Genomic DNA, 18,896 nt, shown 5'->3' with positions numbered 1-18,896 from the left:
CGCGGACTTTGCAGATGTGGGTGATGTGGGGGGCGAGGGCTCCGCAGGCGACTATCGCGGTGTCAGGGGAACGCGAGGTTGCCGATGAAGCGGTCGTTGAAGTCGGGGCGGTCGGAGAGCTCGACATAGCGGACCTCGTTCATCAGTGCGCTCGCGCCCGCTCGTTCGCGGAGGCTGAGCAGGGCGAGCTTGGCGCCCTCGCCCGCGACGTTGCCGACGCTGACCACGCGGGGGACGGCCAGGCGGGGGACCAGGCCGATGCGGATGGCGTTGGCGGGGGAGAGGTAGGAGCCGAAGGAGCCTGCGAGGAGGACCTGGGCGATCTCAGACTCCTTGATGCCTGTCTCCTCGAGGAGGAGGGTCCAGCCTGTGGCTATGGCCGCCTTGGCGAACTGGAGTTCTCGGACGTCGCGCTGGGACAGGTAGATCTCGTCGTGGAGGGTGAAGACGCGTTCGCCGTTCACGTTGGTGAAATGGTCGGCCAGATCGCCTGCCTGGTCGGGGGTGACCAGGCGGCCTGAGGCGTCCAGGAGGCCCAGGCGGACCAGCTCGGCTACGGCGTCCACCAGGCCGGAGCCGCAGAGGCCGCGGGGTTCTACGTCTCCGATGACGCCGAGCGTCACTGAGGTGGGCGTGAGCCTGACGGTCTCGATGGCGCCGGTGGCGGCTCGCATGCCGCAACGGATCGCGGCGCCCTCGAACGCGGGGCCGGCGGGGGCGGCGGTGGCGACCAGGCCCGCGACGGAGCCGAGGACGATCTCGCAGTTGGTGCCGACATCGATGAACAGGCGCAGGCGGCGGTCGCGGTCCATGCCGGAGGCGAGCAGGCCGGCGATGATGTCGCCGCCCACGTAGGCGCCCAGGGCGGGGAAGACGGTCGCCTGGGCGGAGGGGTGGACGTTGACGCCCAGGTCGGTGGCGGTCGTCTCGGGGAGTGCGCGGGTGGAGAGGATGAACGGTGCCACGCCCAGGGGTTCGGGATCGATGCCCAGGGCCAGGTGGGTCATGGTGGCGTTCCCGGCTATGGCGATCTCGTAGACGTGAGCGGGGTCGATGGAGGCTTCCTTGCAGACCTCCTGCGTTAGTTCGTCGAGGGTGGTGTGGGCTAGGTCGCGGAGGCGGGGGAGGGCTTCGGGGTCGAGCATCGTGGCGCTGATGCGGGTGATGACGTCGGCGCCGAACGGCTGCTGGGAGTTGAGGCGGGACGCGGCGGCCAAGGGTGCGCCGGTTGATAGGTCGAGGAGGGTCGCGACGACGGTCGTGGTGCCCAGGTCGAACGCGATGCCGTAGCGGTGGGCGGTGGTGTCGCCGGGTTCGACGTCGATGAGGAGTTCATCGACGATGACCGCGGTGACCTTCCAGTCGGCCTCGCGGAGGGTGCGACCCAGGTGGCGGAGGACGTTGAGGGTCGCGCGGGGCTCCAGGTCGTCGATCGCGTGGAGGAGGCGGTCCAGATCGGTGCGCTGGTCGGCGAGGTCGGGTTCGTCGAGTTCTACGTAGCGCTTCTGCACGGCGGGGCGCAGGATCACCTGGCGGCCCACGCCGACCGTTGCTGCCTTGGGACGGGTGACCAGGGGCGGGACGTCGATCGTGAGGTCTTCGCGGGCGACTGCGCGGCAGGCCAGACGCCAGCCGTCGCGGAGACGGTCGGGCTCGTAGGCGCGGCTGTCGAGGGAGGTGGGCTCCACGGTGCCCTCGGCGATCCGGACTCCGCATTTGCGGCAGGTGCCGTGGCCGCCGCACGTGGAGTCGATCGCGATGCCGTTCCAGCTGGCCGCGTCGAAGGCCGTGACTCCTTCGGGGGCGCTGACCTCGCGTTCCCGCCCGTCGTCCAGGCGGTAGGTGAGTCGGACGCGGCTCACGTGCGGCTCCGGTAGGCGGCGATCCAGGCGCCGCCCCACGGGTCGTTGCCGAGCAGGAGGTCGCCTGCCTTGGCGGCTTGGACGACCACGGGTGAACGGGCGTCCATGATGGCGCTGGTCAGGCCCGCGGCCATCGCCATGGGGAGGAACCCCGCGCAGATCGTGTGGCGGTCCGGCATGCCGAACGAGACGTTGGACGCCCCTAGCGTCATGTTGACGCCGAGGTCGGCTCGGATCAGTTCGATCGTCTCCAGCGTCTTGCGCACCAGCGTGGTGTCGGCGCCGACGGGCATCGCCAGCGGATCGATGAGGATGTCCTCGGCCGGGATGCCGTACTTCTCGGTGGCGACGGTGACGATCTTGCGGGCCAGCTCCAGGCGGCGGCGGGGGTCCTCGGGGATCTCGTCCTCGTCGTTCGGCAGGCCGATGACGGCGGCACCGTGCCGTTTGACCAGGGGCAGGATCTGGTCGAGGCGTTCGTCCTCGGCGGTGACCGAGTTGACCAGCGCCTTGCCCTCGTAGACCGCGAGTGCCGCCTCCAGCGCCTCCACCACCGAGGAGTCGATGCACAGCGGCAACCCGGTGAGGTCCTGGACCAGCCGGACGGCATTGGTGAGCAGCTCGGCCTCGTCGGCCAGCGGGACGCCCATGTTGACGTCCAGCATCATCGCGCCGCCCGCGACCTGCTCGGTCACGTCCTTCTCGATGGTGGACAGGTCGCCCGCGCGCAGTTGCTCGGCGAAGCGCTTGCGGCCGGTGGGGTTGATCCGTTCGCCGATGACGCAGAACGGGCGGTCGGGGCCGATGACGATCTCGTCACCGCGCGATCGCAGGGTCGTGTCCATGGGACGTCCTTTCCAGTCCTAGGTCGGTGACGAGCCGGGCGACGGAGCCGTCGCGGCGCATGTCGGCCAGGTGCAGGCCGCGGACGCCGGGCAGCGCGAGGGCGTGCCGGGCCTGGTCGAGCGCGAGGTGGTAGGCGGCCTCGCCCGGATCTGCGGCCCGGTCGACGCGCTCGATGACGTCGGAGGGGACGGAGATGCCGGGGACCTTGGCGTTCATGAAGCGCAGCGCCTTGGCGCCGCGGGTGAGGACGATCGTCTGCAACAGGGCCGTGCGGCGGGACAGGCCCATCCGGACGGCCAGCGCGTCGAACTCCTCCAGACGGTCAAGGCGGAAACAGATCTGGAGCTGGAGGAAGCCAGCCCCGGCGGCGGCCTTCTGCAGGGCGCGCCGCACGCGGTATTCGAACGGGGGCGCGCCCGGGTTCTCGACCGCGCCGATGAAGAGGCCTGGCGCCGGGGTGATCGGACGCCCGGACAGGTAGGTGCCGCGCCTCAGCGCCGCCGCAACCCGCACCAGCTGCGGGCCGTCCAGGTCGAACACCCGCCGCGTCTCCGGCTCGTCGCCCGCCGAGACGTCGTCGCCGGTCAGGCAGCAGATGTTGGTCACGCCGTGCAGGGCGGCCCCGACGATGTCGGCCTGGATCGCCAGCCGGTTCTTGTCCCGGCAGACGATCTGGAGGATCGGCTCCACGCCGAGGCCCTGCAGCGCGATGGCGATCGCGACGTTGGAGGCGTGCGCGTGCGCGGCGGTGTTGTCGGTGGCGTTGATCGCGTCGACGTACGGGGCGAGCCGCGCGACGTGCCGCCGCACCGCCTCCAGCCCGCCGCCGTCCACCACCGGCAGCTCCGCCGTGACGATCGTGCGCTCGCCCGACTCGACGAGGTCGCTCAGCCGGGACATGAGGGCTCGGTCCAGCCCGCCGGGACCTCACGATCCCGCCCGCTGAGCAGGTTGACCCACGACGAGGTGCCGTGCAGCCGTTCGTCCACCGGCGGCCGCAGCTCGGCGAACTCCTCGCTCCACGGCAGCCTCCGCGACCGCCCGTACGCCTTCAGCCAGACGCACCGCATCTCCGGCCTGACCTCGCACGAGCCGTCCTCGCGCACCCCGCCGCACGGTCCGTTCCGCAGTGTCTTCGGGCAGTTCATCGGGCACGTCAGCCCGGTCGAGTGCAGCACGCACTGCCCGCACATCCGGCAGCCGAAGAGAGGCCCCTTCACCGCGTGCTCGACCAGCGGCAGGACCTTCCCGGCGACCCTCGTGGCAGCCCTCATGGCGCGCTCGCCGCCAGGGCGCGGCGCCGCTGGATCAGCTCCTTGGCGCGCTTGACCGCGGCCGACGCGTCGGCCGCGTAGCCGTCGGCGCCGACCGCGTCGGCGTACTCCTGGGTGACGGGCGCGCCGCCGACCATGACGATGACCTGGTCGCGCAGCCCCGCCTTGTTGAGCGCGTTGATGTTGGCCTTGAACATCGGCATCGTCGTGGTCAGGAACGCCGAGAAGCCCACGATGTCCGGCCGGTGCTCGCGGATCGCCTCCACGAACTTCTCCGGCGACACCTGCACGCCGAGGTCGATCACGTGGAACCCGGCGCCCTCGAGCATGATGTTCACCAGGTTCTTGCCGATGTCGTGCACGTCGCCCTTCACCGTGCCCATGAGGAACGTGCCGACGGTCGCGGCGCCCGTCTCGGCCAGCAGCGGCCGCAGGATCTCCAGCGCGCCGGCCATCGCCTTGCCCGCGATCAGCATCTCCGGGACGAAGAAGTCGCCGCGTTCGAACCGTGCGCCGACCTCCTCCAGCGACGGGATCAGCGCGTCGAACAGCATCCGCTCGGGAGTGAGCCCCTGCTCCAGACCCGTGTGGGTGAGCTCCAGGACCTTGGGGCCGTTGCCGACGAGGGTCTCGTCGTACAGGCCGGTGAGGATCTCTTCCGGTGACATTCCGCGCCTTCCTGTGAGGGGAACGGGAAATCAGGTGGGAGCGGGGCGGTGACCGAGCAGGGCCGACAGCGACCGCGTCTCCTCGACCAGGAGGAGCGCCGTCGCCTCGGTCCGCCGCCGGTCCAGACGGGCGGTCGGGCCGGTCACCGCGATGGCCGCGATGACCGTCCCGTCCGAGGCGAACACCGGGGCGCCGATCGACACCAGCCCGATCTCCAGTTCCTCCCGGGCCACGGCGTGCCCGCGGCGGCGGATCTCGGGGAACTGGCGGGCGAGCGCGATGCCGGTGGCGACCGTGTGCTCGGTGCGGGGGACGAGGTCGCCCTCGGGCAGGGGGAGCCTGTCGTGGGCGTAGAAGACCTTGCCGGACGAGGTGCAGTGGGCCGGGAGGTCGAGCCCGACCCAGGTCGTGGCGCTCAGCAGGTAGCTGCTGTCGACCTGCGCGATCGTGATGACCGCGCCCGCGCGGACGACGGCCAGCGTGACGGTCTCGCCGGTCCGCTCGCCGATGCGTTCCAGCGTCGGCGCGGCGAGTTCGGCGAGCACGTCGGTGATGTCGCCGCGGAGGGCGTACTGGGTGAAGACCGCTCCGGCGCGGAACGCGCCGTCCCGGTCGCGGCGGACCAGGCGGTGCCGTTCGAGCGCCTGGAGCAGCCGGGACGTGGTGGATTTGGCGAGGCCGGTCTCGGCCACGAGCGAGGTGAAGGTGCGGGAGCCGGGCGACTCGACCACGAGGGTGAGCAGCTCGGCGGCCCGGTCGATCGCCTGGGTTCCGGTGGGGGCCTGGGCGCTGCCGGTGTCGTCGTCCATGAGTTCCATCATATGGAACCTTGGTTCCATAACTTGAGCGTAGAATTCCGGCCGGAACGACGTCAAGAGGGTGGAAGCGCCCTCCAGGTCCCTAGGCGAGGGAGCCTCGATGTTCGTCAACCGGATGCCCCGCTACGAGATCCTGTCGCCCGACGCGATGAACGTCCTTGACGCCGGCTGGCGCCGCCTGATGACCGAGGTGGGGGTGGAGTTCGCCTCCGAACGCGCGGTGAGGCTCTTCCGCGACGCCGGGCAGAAGGCCGACGGCTCGCTCGTACGGCTGGACCCCGACTTCGTCCTCGAACAGGTGGCCAAGGCGCCGCGCGAGTTCGACGTCCGCGCCCGCAATCCCGAGCGCTCGCTGCACATCGGCGGCGACCACATGTCGTTCGGCGCCGTGTACGGCCCGCCGTTCGTGCGCGAGGGCGAGGTGCGGCGCGAGGCGACGATGAACGACTTCCGCGACTTCGCCCGGCTCGCGCAGTCGTCCGGCACGCTCGACTCGGCCGGGGGAGTGGTCTGCGAGCCCAACGACGCCCCGCTCGACTCGCGCCACCTGGACATGACCTACGCGCTGCAGACCCTCACCGACCGCGTCTACATGGGCAATGTCGTGTCGGGCGAGAACGCGCGCGACACCCTGGCGATGTCGGCGATCCTGTTCGGCGGGCGCGAGGCGATCGAGGAGACGCCGGTCACGATCTCGCTCATCAACTGCAACTCGCCGCTGCGCTGGGACGACCGGATGCTCGACGCGCAGTTCGAGTACAGCGCCGCGGGTCAGCCCGTCGTGCTCACCCCGTTCCTGCTGATGGGCGCGATGTCGCCGGTCACGATCCCGTCCGCGCTCGTCCAGCAGATCACCGAGGCGCTGGCCGGGATCGCGCTGTCGCAGCTGATCCGGCCCGGCTGCCCGGTCATCTTCGGGTCGTTCCTGTCCAACATCGACATGCAGTCGGGCTCGCCGTGCTTCGGCACGCCCGAGTCGGCCACCGGGCTGCTGTGCACCGGCCAGATCGCGCGGCACTTCGGCCTGCCGTTCCGCTCGGGCGGGGCGCTGACCTCCTCGCAGGTGCCCGACGCGCAGGCGGCCTACGAGGGCCTGATGACGATGCTCCCGACGTTCCTGGCCGGGACGAACTGGGTGATGCACGCCGCCGGATGGCTGGAGGGCGGGCTGGTCGCCTCGTACGAGAAGTTCATCATCGACCTGCAAATCCTGGAGATGCTCCAGCAGGAGTTCACCCCACTGGAGATCGACGAGGCGTCGCTGGCGTTCGGCGCGCACGAGGAGGTCGGCCAGGGCGGTCACTTCCTGGGCGCGGCCCACACCATGGAACGGTTCCGGACCTGCTTCTACCGGCCGTTCCTGTCGTCCTCGCAGAACTACGAGCGCTGGATGAAGGGCGGCGCCGCCGACACCGCCGCGCGCGCCGCCGAGATCGCCCGCAAGCGCCTGGCCGAGTACGAGCCGCCCCCGCTGGACACCGCCGTCGAGGCCGAACTCGCCGACTACGTGGCCCGCCGCCGCGCCGAGCTCGGAGACTGAGCCCGATGCCGGGGAGATCACGGACTTGCTAGGTTGCCCGGCATGTACGACTTCGTCATCGTCGGTGGTGGATCGGCGGGCAGCGCCCTCGCGAACCGGTTGAGCGCCGACCCCGGCACCAAGGTCCTGGTCCTGGAGGCGGGGCGGCCCGACTGGCTCTGGGACGTCTTCATCCACATGCCCGCCGCGCTGCCGTTCCCGATCGGCAGCCGCTTCTACGACTGGCGATACGAGTCCGAGCCCGAGCCCTACATGAACGGCCGCCGGATCTACCACGCGCGCGGCAAGGTCCTCGGCGGCTCCAGCAGCATCAACGGGATGATCTTCCAGCGCGGCAACCCGCTCGACTACGAGCGCTGGGCGGCCGATCCCGGCATGGAGAGCTGGGACTACGCGCACTGCCTGCCCTACTTCAAGCGGATGGAGAACCGGCTCGCCGGCGGAGACATGCGCGGCGACTCCGGGCCGCTGGTCCTGGAGACCGGGCCCGCCACCAACCCGCTCTTCAACGCGTTCTTCGACGCCGCCCAGCAGGCCGGGTATCCGCGCACCGACGACGTCAACGGCCACCAGCAGGAGGGCTTCGGCCCGTTCGACCGCAACGTGCACCGCGGGCGGCGGCTGAGCGCGGCCCGCGCCTACCTGCACCCGGTCATGAACCGGCCCAACCTCACCGTCGCGACCCGGGCGCACGCCACCCGCGTCCTGTTCGAGGGCAAGCGGGCGGTCGGCGTCGAGTTCACCCGGGGAGGCGACCGCACGCCGCTGCGCGTGCGCGCCGGTGAGGTCATCCTGAGCGGCGGCGCCATCAACACCCCGCAGCTTCTCCAGCTGTCCGGCGTCGGCAACGCCGCCGAACTGCGCGCGCTGGGCATCGAGCCCATCGAAGATCTACCCGGCGTTGGCGAGAACCTGCAGGACCACCTGGAGGTCTACGTCCAGTACGCCTGCACCCAGCCCGTCTCGGTCGCGCCCGCGCTGAAGATGTGGCGCCGCCCGTTCGTCGGCGCGCAGTGGCTGTTCCTGCGCTCGGGGCCCGGCGCCACCAACCACTTCGAGGGCGGCGGCTTCGCGCGCAGCAACGACCGGGTCGCCTACCCCAACCTGATGTTCCACTTCCTGCCGATCGCGATCCGCTACGACGGCTCGCAACCGGCCGCCGACCACGGCTACCAGGTCCACATCGGCCCGATGTACTCCGACGCCCGCGGCACCGTGAAGATCCGTTCGACCGACCCGCGCGAGCACCCGGCCCTGCGCTTCAACTACCTGTCGACCGAGCAGGACCGCCGCGAATGGGTCGAGGCGATCCGCATCGCGCGCGACATCCTCGGGCAGCCGGCCCTCGACCCCTACAACGGCGGCGAGATCTCGCCGGGCGACTCGGTCCGGACCGACGAGGAGATCCTCGACTGGGTGGCCCGCGACGGCGAGACCGCCCTGCACCCGTCCTGCACGGCGAAGATGGGCACCGATGAGACGTCGGTCGTCGATCCGCTGACGATGCGGGTGCACGGCCTGGAGGGACTGCGCGCCGTGGACGCCTCGGTCATGCCCTACATCACCAACGGCAACATCTACGCGCCCGTGATGATGGTCGCCGAGAAGTCCGCCGACGTGATCCTCGGCAACACCCCGCTCCCGGCCGATCATGCCGACTTCCATCGCCATGTGGCCGGGTAAGGGTTGATCCCTGAGGTACCGTTCCTCAATGGGCAACAGTCCTCGCCCCGAGGGGACCGTGCAGTCGGTCGACCGCGCCGTCACGGTCCTGGAGATCCTCGCGCGCGAGGGCGAGGCCGGCGTCACGCAGATCGCCGCCGAGCTCGGCGTCCACAAGTCCACCGCGTTCCGCCTGGTGTCGGCGCTGGAGAACCGCGACCTGGTCGCGCAGGACAGCGAGCGCGGCAAGTACCGCCTCGGCCTCGGCCTGGTCAGGCTCGCGGGCGCGACGACGGCACGGCTGGACGTGGTGCGGGTCGGCCGTCCCCTCTGCCGTGACCTGGCCGCCGAGATCGGCGAGACCGTCAACCTGACGCTGCTGTCGGGGCACGAGGTTCTGTACGTCGACCAGGTCGCGGGGCCGTCGGCGCTGCAGCCCAAGGACTGGGTCGGGCAGCGGCTGCCGACGCACGCCACCTCCAACGGCAAGGTCCTGCTAGCCCACCTGCCCGGCGACCGGCTCGACGAGGAGCTGTCGCGTCCGCTCGAACGCCTCACCGCGCACACGCTCACCGAACGCGGCGCGCTGGAGGACGATCTGCGCCGCGTCCGCGAACGCGGTTACGCCACCGCGGTCGACGAGCTGGAGTTCGGGCTGACCGCCATCGCCGCGCCCATTCGTGACGCGGACGGCCAGGTCATCGCCACGGTGAGCGGTTCGGGGCCGAGTTTCCGGCTGCCGCCCGAACGCATTCCCGCCGTCGCCGGAGTGGTGCGCCGCGCCGCCGACGAGATCTCGCGGCGGCTGGGTTGGAACGGGTCCTGAGCGCGGCCTGAGCCGGTCCCGACGTTGATCTGACAGCGTTCCCGACTCCCCGAAAGCCTTGACGTGGCACCGGCGCGGGTCTTTTATTGTCGCCCATAGTCAAATTTGTTGCGGAATGAGCAACTCGACCGAGGGGCGACGTGCCGGATCTCCATATCGGCGGGCGATGGATCGGTTCCCGTAAAGGAGACCGAAGGGAGATCCGTTGCCCCGCCGACGGCGCCCTGGTCACGACGGTCGACGAGGCGTCGCCCGAGGACGCCGCCGACGCCGTCCGCGCCGCCCGGCAGGCCTTCGACGACGGACCCTGGCCGCGCACCCCGGTCAAGGAACGCGGCGCGCTGCTGCTGCGGATCGCCGACATGCTGGAGCGCGACAAGTTCGAGTTCACCCGCGCCGAATCACTGGACACCGGCAAGCGCGCGGTCGAGAGCGAGTATGACCTCGACGACGTCATCGGCGTCTTCCGCTACTACGGCGGCCTCTGCCTGTCGGGTGACGCGGGCCAGGTCGTCGACACCGGCCGCGACGACGTCGTCAGCCACGTCGTGCGCGAGCCCATCGGCGTGTGCGCGCTCATCACCCCGTGGAACTACCCGCTCCTGCAGACCTCGTGGAAGGTCGCCCCGGCGCTCGCCGCGGGCAACACCTTCGTGCTGAAGCCGAGCGAGCTGACCCCCTCCACCGCGATCCTGCTGATGCGGCTGCTGATCGAGGCGGGACTGCCGGCGGGCGTCGCCAACCTGGTGCTCGGCGCGGGTCCGACCGCGGGCGCCCCGCTCACCGATGATCCGGGCGTCGACCTGGTCTCGTTCACCGGCGGGGTGGTCACCGGCCGCGCCGTCATGGCCGCCGCCTCCGGCACCGCCAAGAGGGTCGCGCTGGAGCTGGGCGGCAAGAATCCCAACATCGTCTTCGCCGACGCCGACGCCGAGGCCGCCCTGGACATGGCGCTCACCGCCGTGTTCCTGCACTCGGGCCAGGTCTGCTCGGCGGGCGCGCGGCTGCTGATCCACCAGGAGCTGCACGACGAGTTCGTGACCGAGCTGGCCGCGCGCGCCGACCGCATCCGCCTCGGCGGCCCGTTCGACCCGCGCGCCGAGACCGGCCCGCTGATCTCGGCGGGGCACCTGGCCAAGGTCGAGGCCTACGTCGGCTCCGGGATCGACGAGGGCGCCACGCTGCGCTGCGGCGGACGCCGACCCGACGATCCCGAGCTGGCGGGCGGCTTCTACTACCGGCCGACGATCCTCGACGACTGCCACGCCGGGATGCGGGTGATCCGGGACGAGTCGTTCGGTCCCGTGCTGACCGTCGAGACCTTCGAGACCGAGGAGCAGGCCGTCCGGCTCGCCAACGACACCATCTACGGGCTGGCGGGCGCGGTCTGGACCGGCGACCCCGGCCGGGCGCGGCGGGTGGCCGGCGAGCTCAGGCTCGGCACGGTCTGGATCAACGACTATCACCCGTACGTGCCGCAGGCCGAGTGGGGCGGGTTCAAGCAGTCCGGCGTCGGCCGGGAACTCGGCCCGTCGGGCCTGGCGGAGTACCAGGAGACCAAGCACGTCTGGCAGAACCTGCGCCCGAGCCCCCAACGCTGGTTCGGTGGCTGACAACCCATGGAGTGATATGACGACCGCCGATCCCGAGACACCGGCCGTGACCGCCGCCCCGGACGGACCGATGATCTCGGTTCGCGGCCTCTGGAAGATCTTCGGTCCACGGGAGCACCGCATCATCGGCACGCCCGACGCCGAGCTGTCGCGCGCGGAGCTCCGTGAGAAGACCGGTTGCACCGCCGCCGTCCGCGACGTGGATTTCGAGGTGGCGCCCGGCGAGGTGTTCGTCGTCATGGGCCTGTCGGGCAGCGGCAAGTCCACGCTCGTACGGTGCCTGGCGCGGCTGATCGAACCGACGGCGGGCGAGGTGACGATCGCCGGTTGCGACATGAACGCCGCGTCGGCCAAGGAGCTGCGCGAGATCCGCCGCACCTGCATCGGTATGGTGTTCCAGCACTTCGGGCTGCTGCCGCACCGGCGCGTCCTCGACAACGTCGCCTACGGGTTGGAGATCCAGGGGCTCGGCAGGGACAAGAGGCACGCGCGTGCCCGCGAGATCCTGTCGCTGGTCGGTCTCGAAGGCTACGACGCGTCCTATCCCGCCCAGCTGTCCGGCGGCATGCAGCAGCGCGTCGGCCTGGCCCGCGCGCTCGCCGTCGACCCGGACGTGCTGCTGTTCGACGAGCCGTTCAGCGCCCTGGACCCGCTGATCCGCCGCGACATGCAGAACGAGGTCATCCGGCTGCACCGGGAGGTCGGCAAGACGCTGGTCTTCATCACCCACGACCTGTCGGAGGCGCTGAAGCTCGGCGACCGCATCGCCATCATGCGCGACGGCGCCATCGTGCAGACCGGCACGCCCGAGCAGCTGGTCGGCGCCCCGGCCGACGACTACGTCGCCGACTTCACCAGCGAGATCGTCAAGGGCAACGTGCTGACGCTGAGCTGGCTGGCCAGGCGCGACGGCGCGCCCGACGCCGGCGACGGACCCGAATTGCCCGGCTCGATGCTGGTCCGCGACGCGGTGCGGCCCGTGCTGGAGTCGGCAGGGCCGGTGCGCGTGGTGACCGACGGGGAACTGGACGGCTTCGTCGACCGCGACACCGTGCTGTCGGTCATCGCGGAGGGGGACCAGCCGTGACGTGCTCATGGTCGCGGCTCCGCCGCTCCGGGTCATGGGGCGACAACGCCTCGTCTTCCCTCGTCGGTCGTTCCTCCCTCCTCAGTCCAGACAAGGCGGCCCCATGACCGGCCTGCCGCTCACCCGGCGCCTGCCCGCCCGGGTGCCGCGCGGCGCGGCCGAGGCCGGGGCGGTCGTGGTGTTCGTCCTGCTCTACCTGCTCTTCAAGGACAAGTGGACGCTCGCGCACGACGCCGAGGACAAGGTCTTCAACGCGCTGAACGACGTCCGCGACTGGGTGGAGGAGCACCGCAACTCCAACCCCGTCTTCATCTACATCGTCAACTACCTGCGCCTGGGCATCGGGAACCTCTTCGACGCGCTCCGCTCGTTCCTGGACCTGGTGAGCTGGCCCGGTCTCAGCGCGATCGCCGGCGCCGCCGGGCTGGTCTTCGCCGGGTGGCGCGTCGGGCTGCTGGCGTTCGCCGGGGTCCTGTGCTTCGGCGTGCTGGGCCTGTGGGACGAGAGCATGGACACGCTGGCTCTGTCGGTGGCCGCCGTGCTGCTGTCGCTGGTCATCGGCATCCCGCTGGGCGTGCTCGCCGGCCAGTCCGACCGGGTGCGCAAGGCGCTCAACCCGGTGCTGGACGTCATGCAGATCATGCCGCCGTTCGCCTACCTGGCGCCGTTCGCCCTGCTGTTCTCCATCGGCGCCCCGGCCGCCGCCGTGGTGACGATGATCTACGCGATCCCGGCCGCCATCCGCATCACCGCGCTGGCCGTCCGCAACGTGCCCGGCGAGACCGTGGAGGCGTCGGAGTCGCTCGGGTCGACCCGGCTGCAGACGCTCCTCAAGGTGCAGCTGCCGATGGCCCGCCCGACCATCGCGCTCGCGGTCAACCAGACCATCATGATGGCGCTGTCGATGGTGGTCATCACCGCGCTGATCGACGGCCCGGGACTCGGGCAGAACGTGATCGACGGGCTCGAGCGGGTCAACGTCGGGGCCTCGCTGGACGCCGGCCTGGCCGTGGTCGTCATGGCGATCGTCCTCGACCGGCTCATGATGGGCGCGGCCCGCCGGGCCGAGGCCGTGCAGAAGGCCGGACCGGGCAAGACCGACGCGCCCCGGACTCGGCGGATCGTGCTCGCGGCCGGAGCGGCCGTCGCGGTCGTCGGCGTCGTGCTGGGGCAGGTGCTGTCCAAGGAGTTTCCCAGCGCCCTGGAGTTCCGGCTCGCGCCCTACGTCAACGACCTCACCGACTGGATCGAGAAGAACCTCTTCTCGGTGACCGACGCGATCAAGAACTTCTTCACCGACGTGCTGCTGAACCCGCTGCAGGACCTGCTGACCTCCAGTCCGTGGTGGCTGGTCATCATCGCGGTCGTGGCGATCGGGCTGCGCGTCAGCGGCCTGGTCCCCGCGCTGGTCGCCGGCGCGTGCCTGGCCGCGATCGCCGCGCTCGGGCTCTGGGAGCACAGCATGCAGACGCTGGCCCAGGTCCTGGTGGCGGTCGTGATCACGATGGCCATCGGCGTGACGATCGGCGTGCTGGCGGCCAGGTCGCGGGTGTACGCGGCGGTCCAGCGCCCGGTGCTGGACGCCGCGCAGACCATGCCGTCGTTCGTCTACCTGCTGCCCGCGCTGGCGCTGTTCAGCGTCGGCCGGTTCACCGCGATCGCCGCGGCGGTCATCTACGCGGTGCCGCCCGTCGCGCGGCTGGTGGAGGACGGCATCCGGCGCGTTCCCGAGACCGTCGTCGAGGCCGCCACCGCGGCCGGGTCGACGCCGCGCCAGGTGCTGTGGAAGGTGCAGTTGCCGATGGCACGGCGCGCGGTGCTGCTGGCGGCCAACCAGGGGATCGTCATGATCCTGGCGATGGTGGTCGTCGGCGGCATGGTCGGCGCGGGCGCGCTCGGCTACGACGTGGTGACGGGCTTCTCGCAGAACGAGGACTGGGGCCTGGGCCTGGCGGCCGGCATCGCGACCGTGCTGCTCGGGGTCATGCTCGACCGCATCACCCAGGGGGCGGGCGGCCGCTCGGAAGAGTTCCAGGCCGCGCGTAAGTCCGGATGACGGAGGACAGGAGACGAGGAGCCATGAAGGTCATCAAGGGCCGGTCGCTGATCGCGGCCGGACTCGCAGTGGGCCTGGCGGTGGCCGGCCTCGCCGGCTGCGGCGGCGCCAAGGTGGACGACAAGGGCGGCGGCGGAGACAAGGGCGGCACCGTCAACATCGCCATCAACCCCTGGGTGGGCTACGAGGCCGACGCGGCCGTCGTCGGCTACCTGCTGGAGCACGAGCTGGGCTACAAGGTCCAGAAGAAGAACCTCAAGGAGGAGGTCGCCTGGCAGGGCTTCGAGTCCGGCCAGGTGGACGTCATCCTGGAGAACTGGGGTCACCCCGACCTGAAGAAGAAGTACATCGACGAGAAGAAGGTCGCCGCCAGCGCGGGCTCCACGGGCAACAAGGGCGTCATCGGCTGGTACGTGCCGCAGTGGATGGTCGCCAAGTACCCCGGCATCACCGACTGGAAGAACCTCAACAAGTACGCGAGCATCTTCAAGACCTCGGAGTCGGGTGGCAAGGGACAGCTCCTGTTCGGCGACCCGTCCTACGTCAGCAACGAGAACGCCCTCATCGCCAACCTCAAGCTCAACTACAAGGTGGTCGTCGGGGGCAGCGAGGCGACGCTGGTGAAGTCGGCCGAGCAGTCGGAGTCGCAGCAGAAGCCGCTGCTGTTCTACTTCTGGGACCCGCACTGGCTGTTCAAGAAGATGAAGCTGGCCCGCGTCAACCTGCCGCCCTACAAGGAGGGCTGCGACGCCGACCCGAAGAAGGTCGCCTGCGACTACGCCGAGATGGACCTCGACAAGATCGTCAGTTCGAAGTTCGCGAGCTCGGGCGGCAAGGCCTACCAGCTCGTCAAGAACTTCAAGTGGACGAACGAGGACCAGAACACCGTCGCCGACGACATGACCAACAACGGCATGACCGCCGACCAGGCGGCCAAGAAGTGGGTCGACGCGCACAAGTCCACCTGGCAGGCCTGGATTCCCAAGTAACCAGGGGTCGATTGGGTCTTGTTCGGGCCCGCAAGTCCGCTTAGCGTGTTGCGTATTGCGACCTTGAGTTGCGTTCAGCGCAACACCGGAGGTGGGCATCGTGACCGAGCCCCGCGTGGTCATCATCGGCGCCGGCATCGTCGGCTGTGCCGTCGCCGACGAGCTGACCGCGCGGGGCCGGACCCGGATCACGGTCCTGGACCAGGGACCGCTCTTCGAGACCGGCGGCTCCACCTCGCACGCGCCCGGCCTGGTCTTCCAGACCAACCCGAACAAGGCGATGGCCGAGTTCGCGAGCTACACGGTGGAGAAGTACTCGGCGCTGGGTGCGTTCGACCTGGTCGGAGGGCTGGAGCTGGCGGCGGCCCCCGACCGCCTCGCCGAGCTGCACCGCCGCCAGGGCTGGGCGACGTCCTGGGGGATCGAGGCGCGCGTGCTCGACCCAGCCGAGTGCGCTCGCCTGCATCCCCTCGTCGATGCCGACCGGGTCCTGGGCGGACTGCACGTTCCCTCCGACGGCATCGCCCGCGCGCTCGACGCCGCGGCGGCGCAGGCCGCCGCCGCGCGCGAACGCGGCGCTGTCTTCCATGGCGGTCGCGAGGTCCTCGACATCGCCCAGCAGGGCGGCCGGGTCACCGGGGTCGTGACGTCCGACGGCCAGATCCCCGCCGACATCGTGCTGTGCTGCGCCGGGATCTGGGGACCGAAGATCGCCCGGATGGCGGGCATGGCGCTGCCGCTGACACCGCTCGCCCACCAGCTGGCCTGGACGAACCCGATCCCCGCGCTGGCCGGGGCGGCGACCGAGGCCGCACACCCGATCCTGCGCCACCAGGGCGCCGACCTGTACTTCCGCGAACGCTTCGACCGGCTCGGCATCGGCAACTACGGCCACGAACCGCTGCCCGTCCGCCCGGAAGACCTCGGCGAGAACGCCATATCGGCCTTCACCGAAGAAGACTTCGCCGAGGCCTGGCACGAGACGCGATGGCTGTTCCCCGCTGTGAAGGACGCCAAGGTCGAAGAGGGCATCAACGGGCTCTTCTCCTTCACCCCCGACGGCCTCCCGCTGATGGGACCCTCGCGTGAACTGGAGGGATTCTGGGTCGCCGAGGCGGTCTGGATCACGCACTCGGCCGGGGTCGCGCGGGCGATGGCCGAGTGGATGACCGGCGAGGAACCCGTCACGCAGGCGCGCGAGTGCGACGTGCGGCGCTTCGAGGAGCACCAGCGCGGACCGGCCTACGTGCGCGCCCGCGACTGCCAGAACTACGTCGAGGTCTACGACGTCCTCCACCCCCTGCAGCCGATGGAGGACCCGCGCCCCCTGCGCACCAGCCCGTTCTACCCGCGCGAGCAGGCCCTCGGCGGCGTCTTCCTGGAGGCGATGGGCTGGGAGCGACCGCAGTGGTACGCCAGCAACGCGCCGCTCCTGCAAGGCCGCGAGATCCACGAACCGGGGGAGTGGGCCGCGCGCTACTGGTCGCCGATCGCGGGCGCCGAAGCGCAGGTCACGCGTGAACGGGTCGCGCTCTACGACATGACCTCGCTCAAGCGCATCGAGGTCAGCGGACGCGGCGCCCGCGACTTCCTCGCCTCCATGACGACCGCACGGCTGGAGCGCGGCCCCGGATCGGTCACGTACTGCATGATGCTGGACGAGCACGGCCGCGTCCTCAGCGACATCACGGTCGCGCGCCTCGGCGAGGAGGAGTTCCAGGTCGGCGCCAACAACGTCCTGGACGCCGACCACCTGGCCCGGCACGCACCCGAGACCGTCGTCGTCCGGGACATCACCGCCGGAACGTGCTGTATCGGCGTCTGGGGGCCGCGCGCCCGCGAGCTGGTCCAGCCGCTGACCGAGGACGACTTCTCGGGCGAGGCGTTCCGCTACTTCCGCTGCCGCCGCGCCGTCGTCGGCATGGTGCCGGTCACCGCGCTGCGGGTGTCGTACGTGGGGGAGCTCGGCTGGGAGCTGTCCACCACCGCCGACATGGGCCTCAAGCTCTGGGACACCCTCTGGGAGGCCGGCCAGGAGCACGGGATCATCGCCGGTGGCCGCGCCGCGTTCAACAGCCTGCGCCTGGAGAAGGGCTACCGGCTCTTCGGCACCGACATGACCAGCGAGCACGACCCGGTCGAGGCGGGCCTCGCCAAGGGCCCCGCCGGGGGCCCCGCGCCCGCACGCCGTCTCACCTGTCTCACGCTGGACGAGGTCGTGATGGGCAAGGAGCCGGTGTATGCGGGTGGTGACCCCGTCGGCTATGTCACGAGCGCCGCCTGGGGCCACACCATAGGCAAGGGCATCGCCTACGCCTGGCTGCCCTCCCCGCTGACGGCCCCCGGCACCACCGTGCAGATCGGCTACTTCGACCGGCGGATACCGGCCGTCGTCACCGAGGAACCGCTGTTCGACCCTGGAATGGAGCGGTTGCGTGGATAGACCCTTCGAGCACCCCGACTTCCTGTGGGAGGACCGGGAGCCCGAAAGCTCCTACGACGTCGTCATCGTGGGCGCCGGCGGCCACGGCCTGGCCACCGCCCACTACCTGGCCCGCAACCACGGGATCACCAACGTGGCCGTGCTGGAGCGCGGCTGGCTCGCGGGCGGCAACATGGCCCGCAACACCACGATCATCCGGTCGAACTACCTCTGGGACGAGAGCGCCGCCATCTACGAGCACTCCCTCAAGCTCTGGGAGGGCCTGGCCGAGGAGCTCGACTACGACATCCTGTTCAGCCAGCGCGGCGTGCTCAACCTCGCGCACAGCCTCCCCGACGTGCGCGAGGGCATCCGCCGCGTCAACGCCAACCGGCTGAACGGCGTGGACGCCGAATGGCTCACCCCCGACGACATCAAGAAGCTCGTCCCGATCCTCAACACCTCCCCCGCACTGCGCTTCCCGGTGATGGGCGGGACGTACCAGCCGCGCGGCGGCATCGCCAAGCACGACCACGTGGCCTGGGGCTTTGCCCGCTCGGCCAACGCGCAGGGCATCCACCTCATCCAGAACTGCGAGGTCACGGGGTTCTGCCGCACGCCCGCCGGAGCGGTCACCGGGGTCGAGACCTCGCGCGGAACGATCGGCGCGGGCACCGTGGCGCTCTGCGCGGCCGGGCACACCTCGGTGCTCGCCGACCTGCTGGGGTTCCGGCTGCCGCTGCAGAGCCATCCCCTGCAGGCGCTGGTGTCGGAACTGCTGGAGCAGGTGCTGGACACGGTCGTGATGTCCAACGCCGTGCACGTCTACGTCAGCCAGGCCCACAAGGGCGAGCTGGTCATGGGCGCGGGCATCGACCCGTTCAACGGCTACGGCCAGCGCGGCTCGTTCCATGTGATCGAGGAGCAGATCGCGGCGGCGGTCGAGCTCTTCCCCGTCTTCGCCCGCGCCCACGTGCTGCGGACCTGGGGCGGGATCGTCGACGTCACGCCGGACGCCTCGCCGATCATCGGCCCGACCCCGGTGGACAACGTTCTCGTCAACTGCGGCTGGGGGACGGGTGGATTCAAGGCGACGCCGGGAGCAGGATGGGTCTACGCCGACACCATCGCCCGCGGGCGGCCACACGGTCTGGCCGAGCCGTTCGGCCTTGAGCGCTTCACGACCGGCGCGCTCATCGACGAACACGGCGCCGCGGCCGTGGCGCACTGAG

15 protein-coding genes are annotated in these 18,896 nt (G+C 70.6%); 9 read left to right on the top strand and 6 right to left on the bottom strand.

The genetic code is table 11. From position 1 onward, the window contains the following. Positions 1-62 precede the first annotated feature (62 nt). The 6 genes from J4573_RS23555 to J4573_RS23530 are packed head-to-tail and all read right to left on the bottom strand — an operon-like array spanning position 63 to position 5,460. Positions 63-1,862, bottom strand: coding sequence for an ASKHA domain-containing protein (locus J4573_RS23555; protein ID WP_208257965.1), 1,800 nt, complete (start codon positions 1,860-1,862; stop codon positions 63-65). Continuing rightward, entirely contained in the window at positions 1,859-2,707 is an 849-nt protein-coding gene (locus tag J4573_RS23550; RefSeq protein WP_208257964.1) for a dihydropteroate synthase, read from the bottom strand. The genes J4573_RS23555 and J4573_RS23550 overlap by 4 nt, the downstream gene beginning before the upstream one ends. Continuing rightward, a complete protein-coding gene (locus J4573_RS23545) occupies positions 2,679-3,608 on the bottom strand; it encodes a methylenetetrahydrofolate reductase (RefSeq protein WP_208257963.1) in 930 nt (309 codons plus the stop codon). Before J4573_RS23545 ends, J4573_RS23550 begins: the two co-directional genes overlap by 29 nt. Next, complete coding sequence (locus J4573_RS23540) at positions 3,596-3,982, bottom strand: methylenetetrahydrofolate reductase C-terminal domain-containing protein (protein ID WP_208257962.1); 387 nt, start codon at positions 3,980-3,982, stop codon at positions 3,596-3,598. The genes J4573_RS23545 and J4573_RS23540 overlap by 13 nt, the downstream gene beginning before the upstream one ends. Next, on the bottom strand, positions 3,979-4,650 hold the full coding sequence (locus J4573_RS23535; RefSeq protein WP_208257961.1) for a cobalamin B12-binding domain-containing protein: 672 nt from the start codon (positions 4,648-4,650) through the stop codon (positions 3,979-3,981). The genes J4573_RS23540 and J4573_RS23535 overlap by 4 nt, the downstream gene beginning before the upstream one ends. A gap of 30 nt (positions 4,651-4,680) precedes the next feature. Continuing rightward, positions 4,681-5,460 (bottom strand): IclR family transcriptional regulator, encoded by a 780-nt coding sequence (locus J4573_RS23530; protein WP_208257960.1) that lies wholly within the window; start codon positions 5,458-5,460, stop codon positions 4,681-4,683. Between the two features lie 70 nt (positions 5,461-5,530). On the opposite strand from J4573_RS23530, the gene J4573_RS23525 reads away from it, so the two are divergent. The 9 genes from J4573_RS23525 to J4573_RS23485 all read left to right on the top strand — a co-directional run bounded on the left by J4573_RS23525 (position 5,531) and on the right by J4573_RS23485 (position 18,895). Then, positions 5,531-7,009 carry a trimethylamine methyltransferase family protein gene (locus tag J4573_RS23525; protein WP_307796814.1) on the top strand — a complete coding sequence of 493 codons (1,479 nt, stop codon included), beginning with the start codon at positions 5,531-5,533 and terminating at the stop codon, positions 7,007-7,009. Between the two features lie 42 nt (positions 7,010-7,051). Next, complete coding sequence (betA, locus tag J4573_RS23520) at positions 7,052-8,692, top strand: choline dehydrogenase (RefSeq protein ID WP_208257958.1); 1,641 nt, start codon at positions 7,052-7,054, stop codon at positions 8,690-8,692. 28 nt (positions 8,693-8,720) lie between these two features. Then, positions 8,721-9,497: an IclR family transcriptional regulator gene (locus J4573_RS23515; RefSeq protein ID WP_208257957.1), complete on the top strand. Its 777-nt coding sequence runs from the start codon at positions 8,721-8,723 to the stop codon at positions 9,495-9,497. A gap of 140 nt (positions 9,498-9,637) precedes the next feature. Continuing rightward, positions 9,638-11,110 (top strand): aldehyde dehydrogenase family protein, encoded by a 1,473-nt coding sequence (locus tag J4573_RS23510; protein ID WP_208257956.1) that lies wholly within the window; start codon positions 9,638-9,640, stop codon positions 11,108-11,110. A gap of 16 nt (positions 11,111-11,126) precedes the next feature. Beyond that, a complete protein-coding gene (locus J4573_RS23505) occupies positions 11,127-12,197 on the top strand; it encodes a quaternary amine ABC transporter ATP-binding protein (protein ID WP_208257955.1) in 1,071 nt (356 codons plus the stop codon). A gap of 103 nt (positions 12,198-12,300) precedes the next feature. Next, positions 12,301-14,253, top strand: coding sequence for an ABC transporter permease (locus J4573_RS23500; RefSeq protein WP_208257954.1), 1,953 nt, complete (start codon positions 12,301-12,303; stop codon positions 14,251-14,253). Between the two features lie 23 nt (positions 14,254-14,276). Continuing rightward, a complete protein-coding gene (locus tag J4573_RS23495) occupies positions 14,277-15,242 on the top strand; it encodes an ABC transporter substrate-binding protein (protein WP_208257953.1) in 966 nt (321 codons plus the stop codon). A gap of 97 nt (positions 15,243-15,339) precedes the next feature. After that, entirely contained in the window at positions 15,340-17,685 is a 2,346-nt protein-coding gene (locus J4573_RS23490) for a GcvT family protein (RefSeq protein WP_208258081.1), read from the top strand. Then, positions 17,678-18,895, top strand: a complete 1,218-nt coding sequence (locus tag J4573_RS23485; RefSeq protein WP_208257952.1) for a sarcosine oxidase subunit beta family protein — start codon at positions 17,678-17,680, stop codon at positions 18,893-18,895. Before J4573_RS23490 ends, J4573_RS23485 begins: the two co-directional genes overlap by 8 nt. The last annotated feature ends 1 nt before the right edge of the window (position 18,896 follow it).

The sequence above is a fragment of the Actinomadura barringtoniae genome (genome assembly GCF_017573505.1).
Taxonomy (GTDB): domain Bacteria; phylum Actinomycetota; class Actinomycetes; order Streptosporangiales; family Streptosporangiaceae; genus Spirillospora; species Spirillospora barringtoniae.
This window is presented reverse-complemented; position numbering and strand designations above follow the sequence as displayed.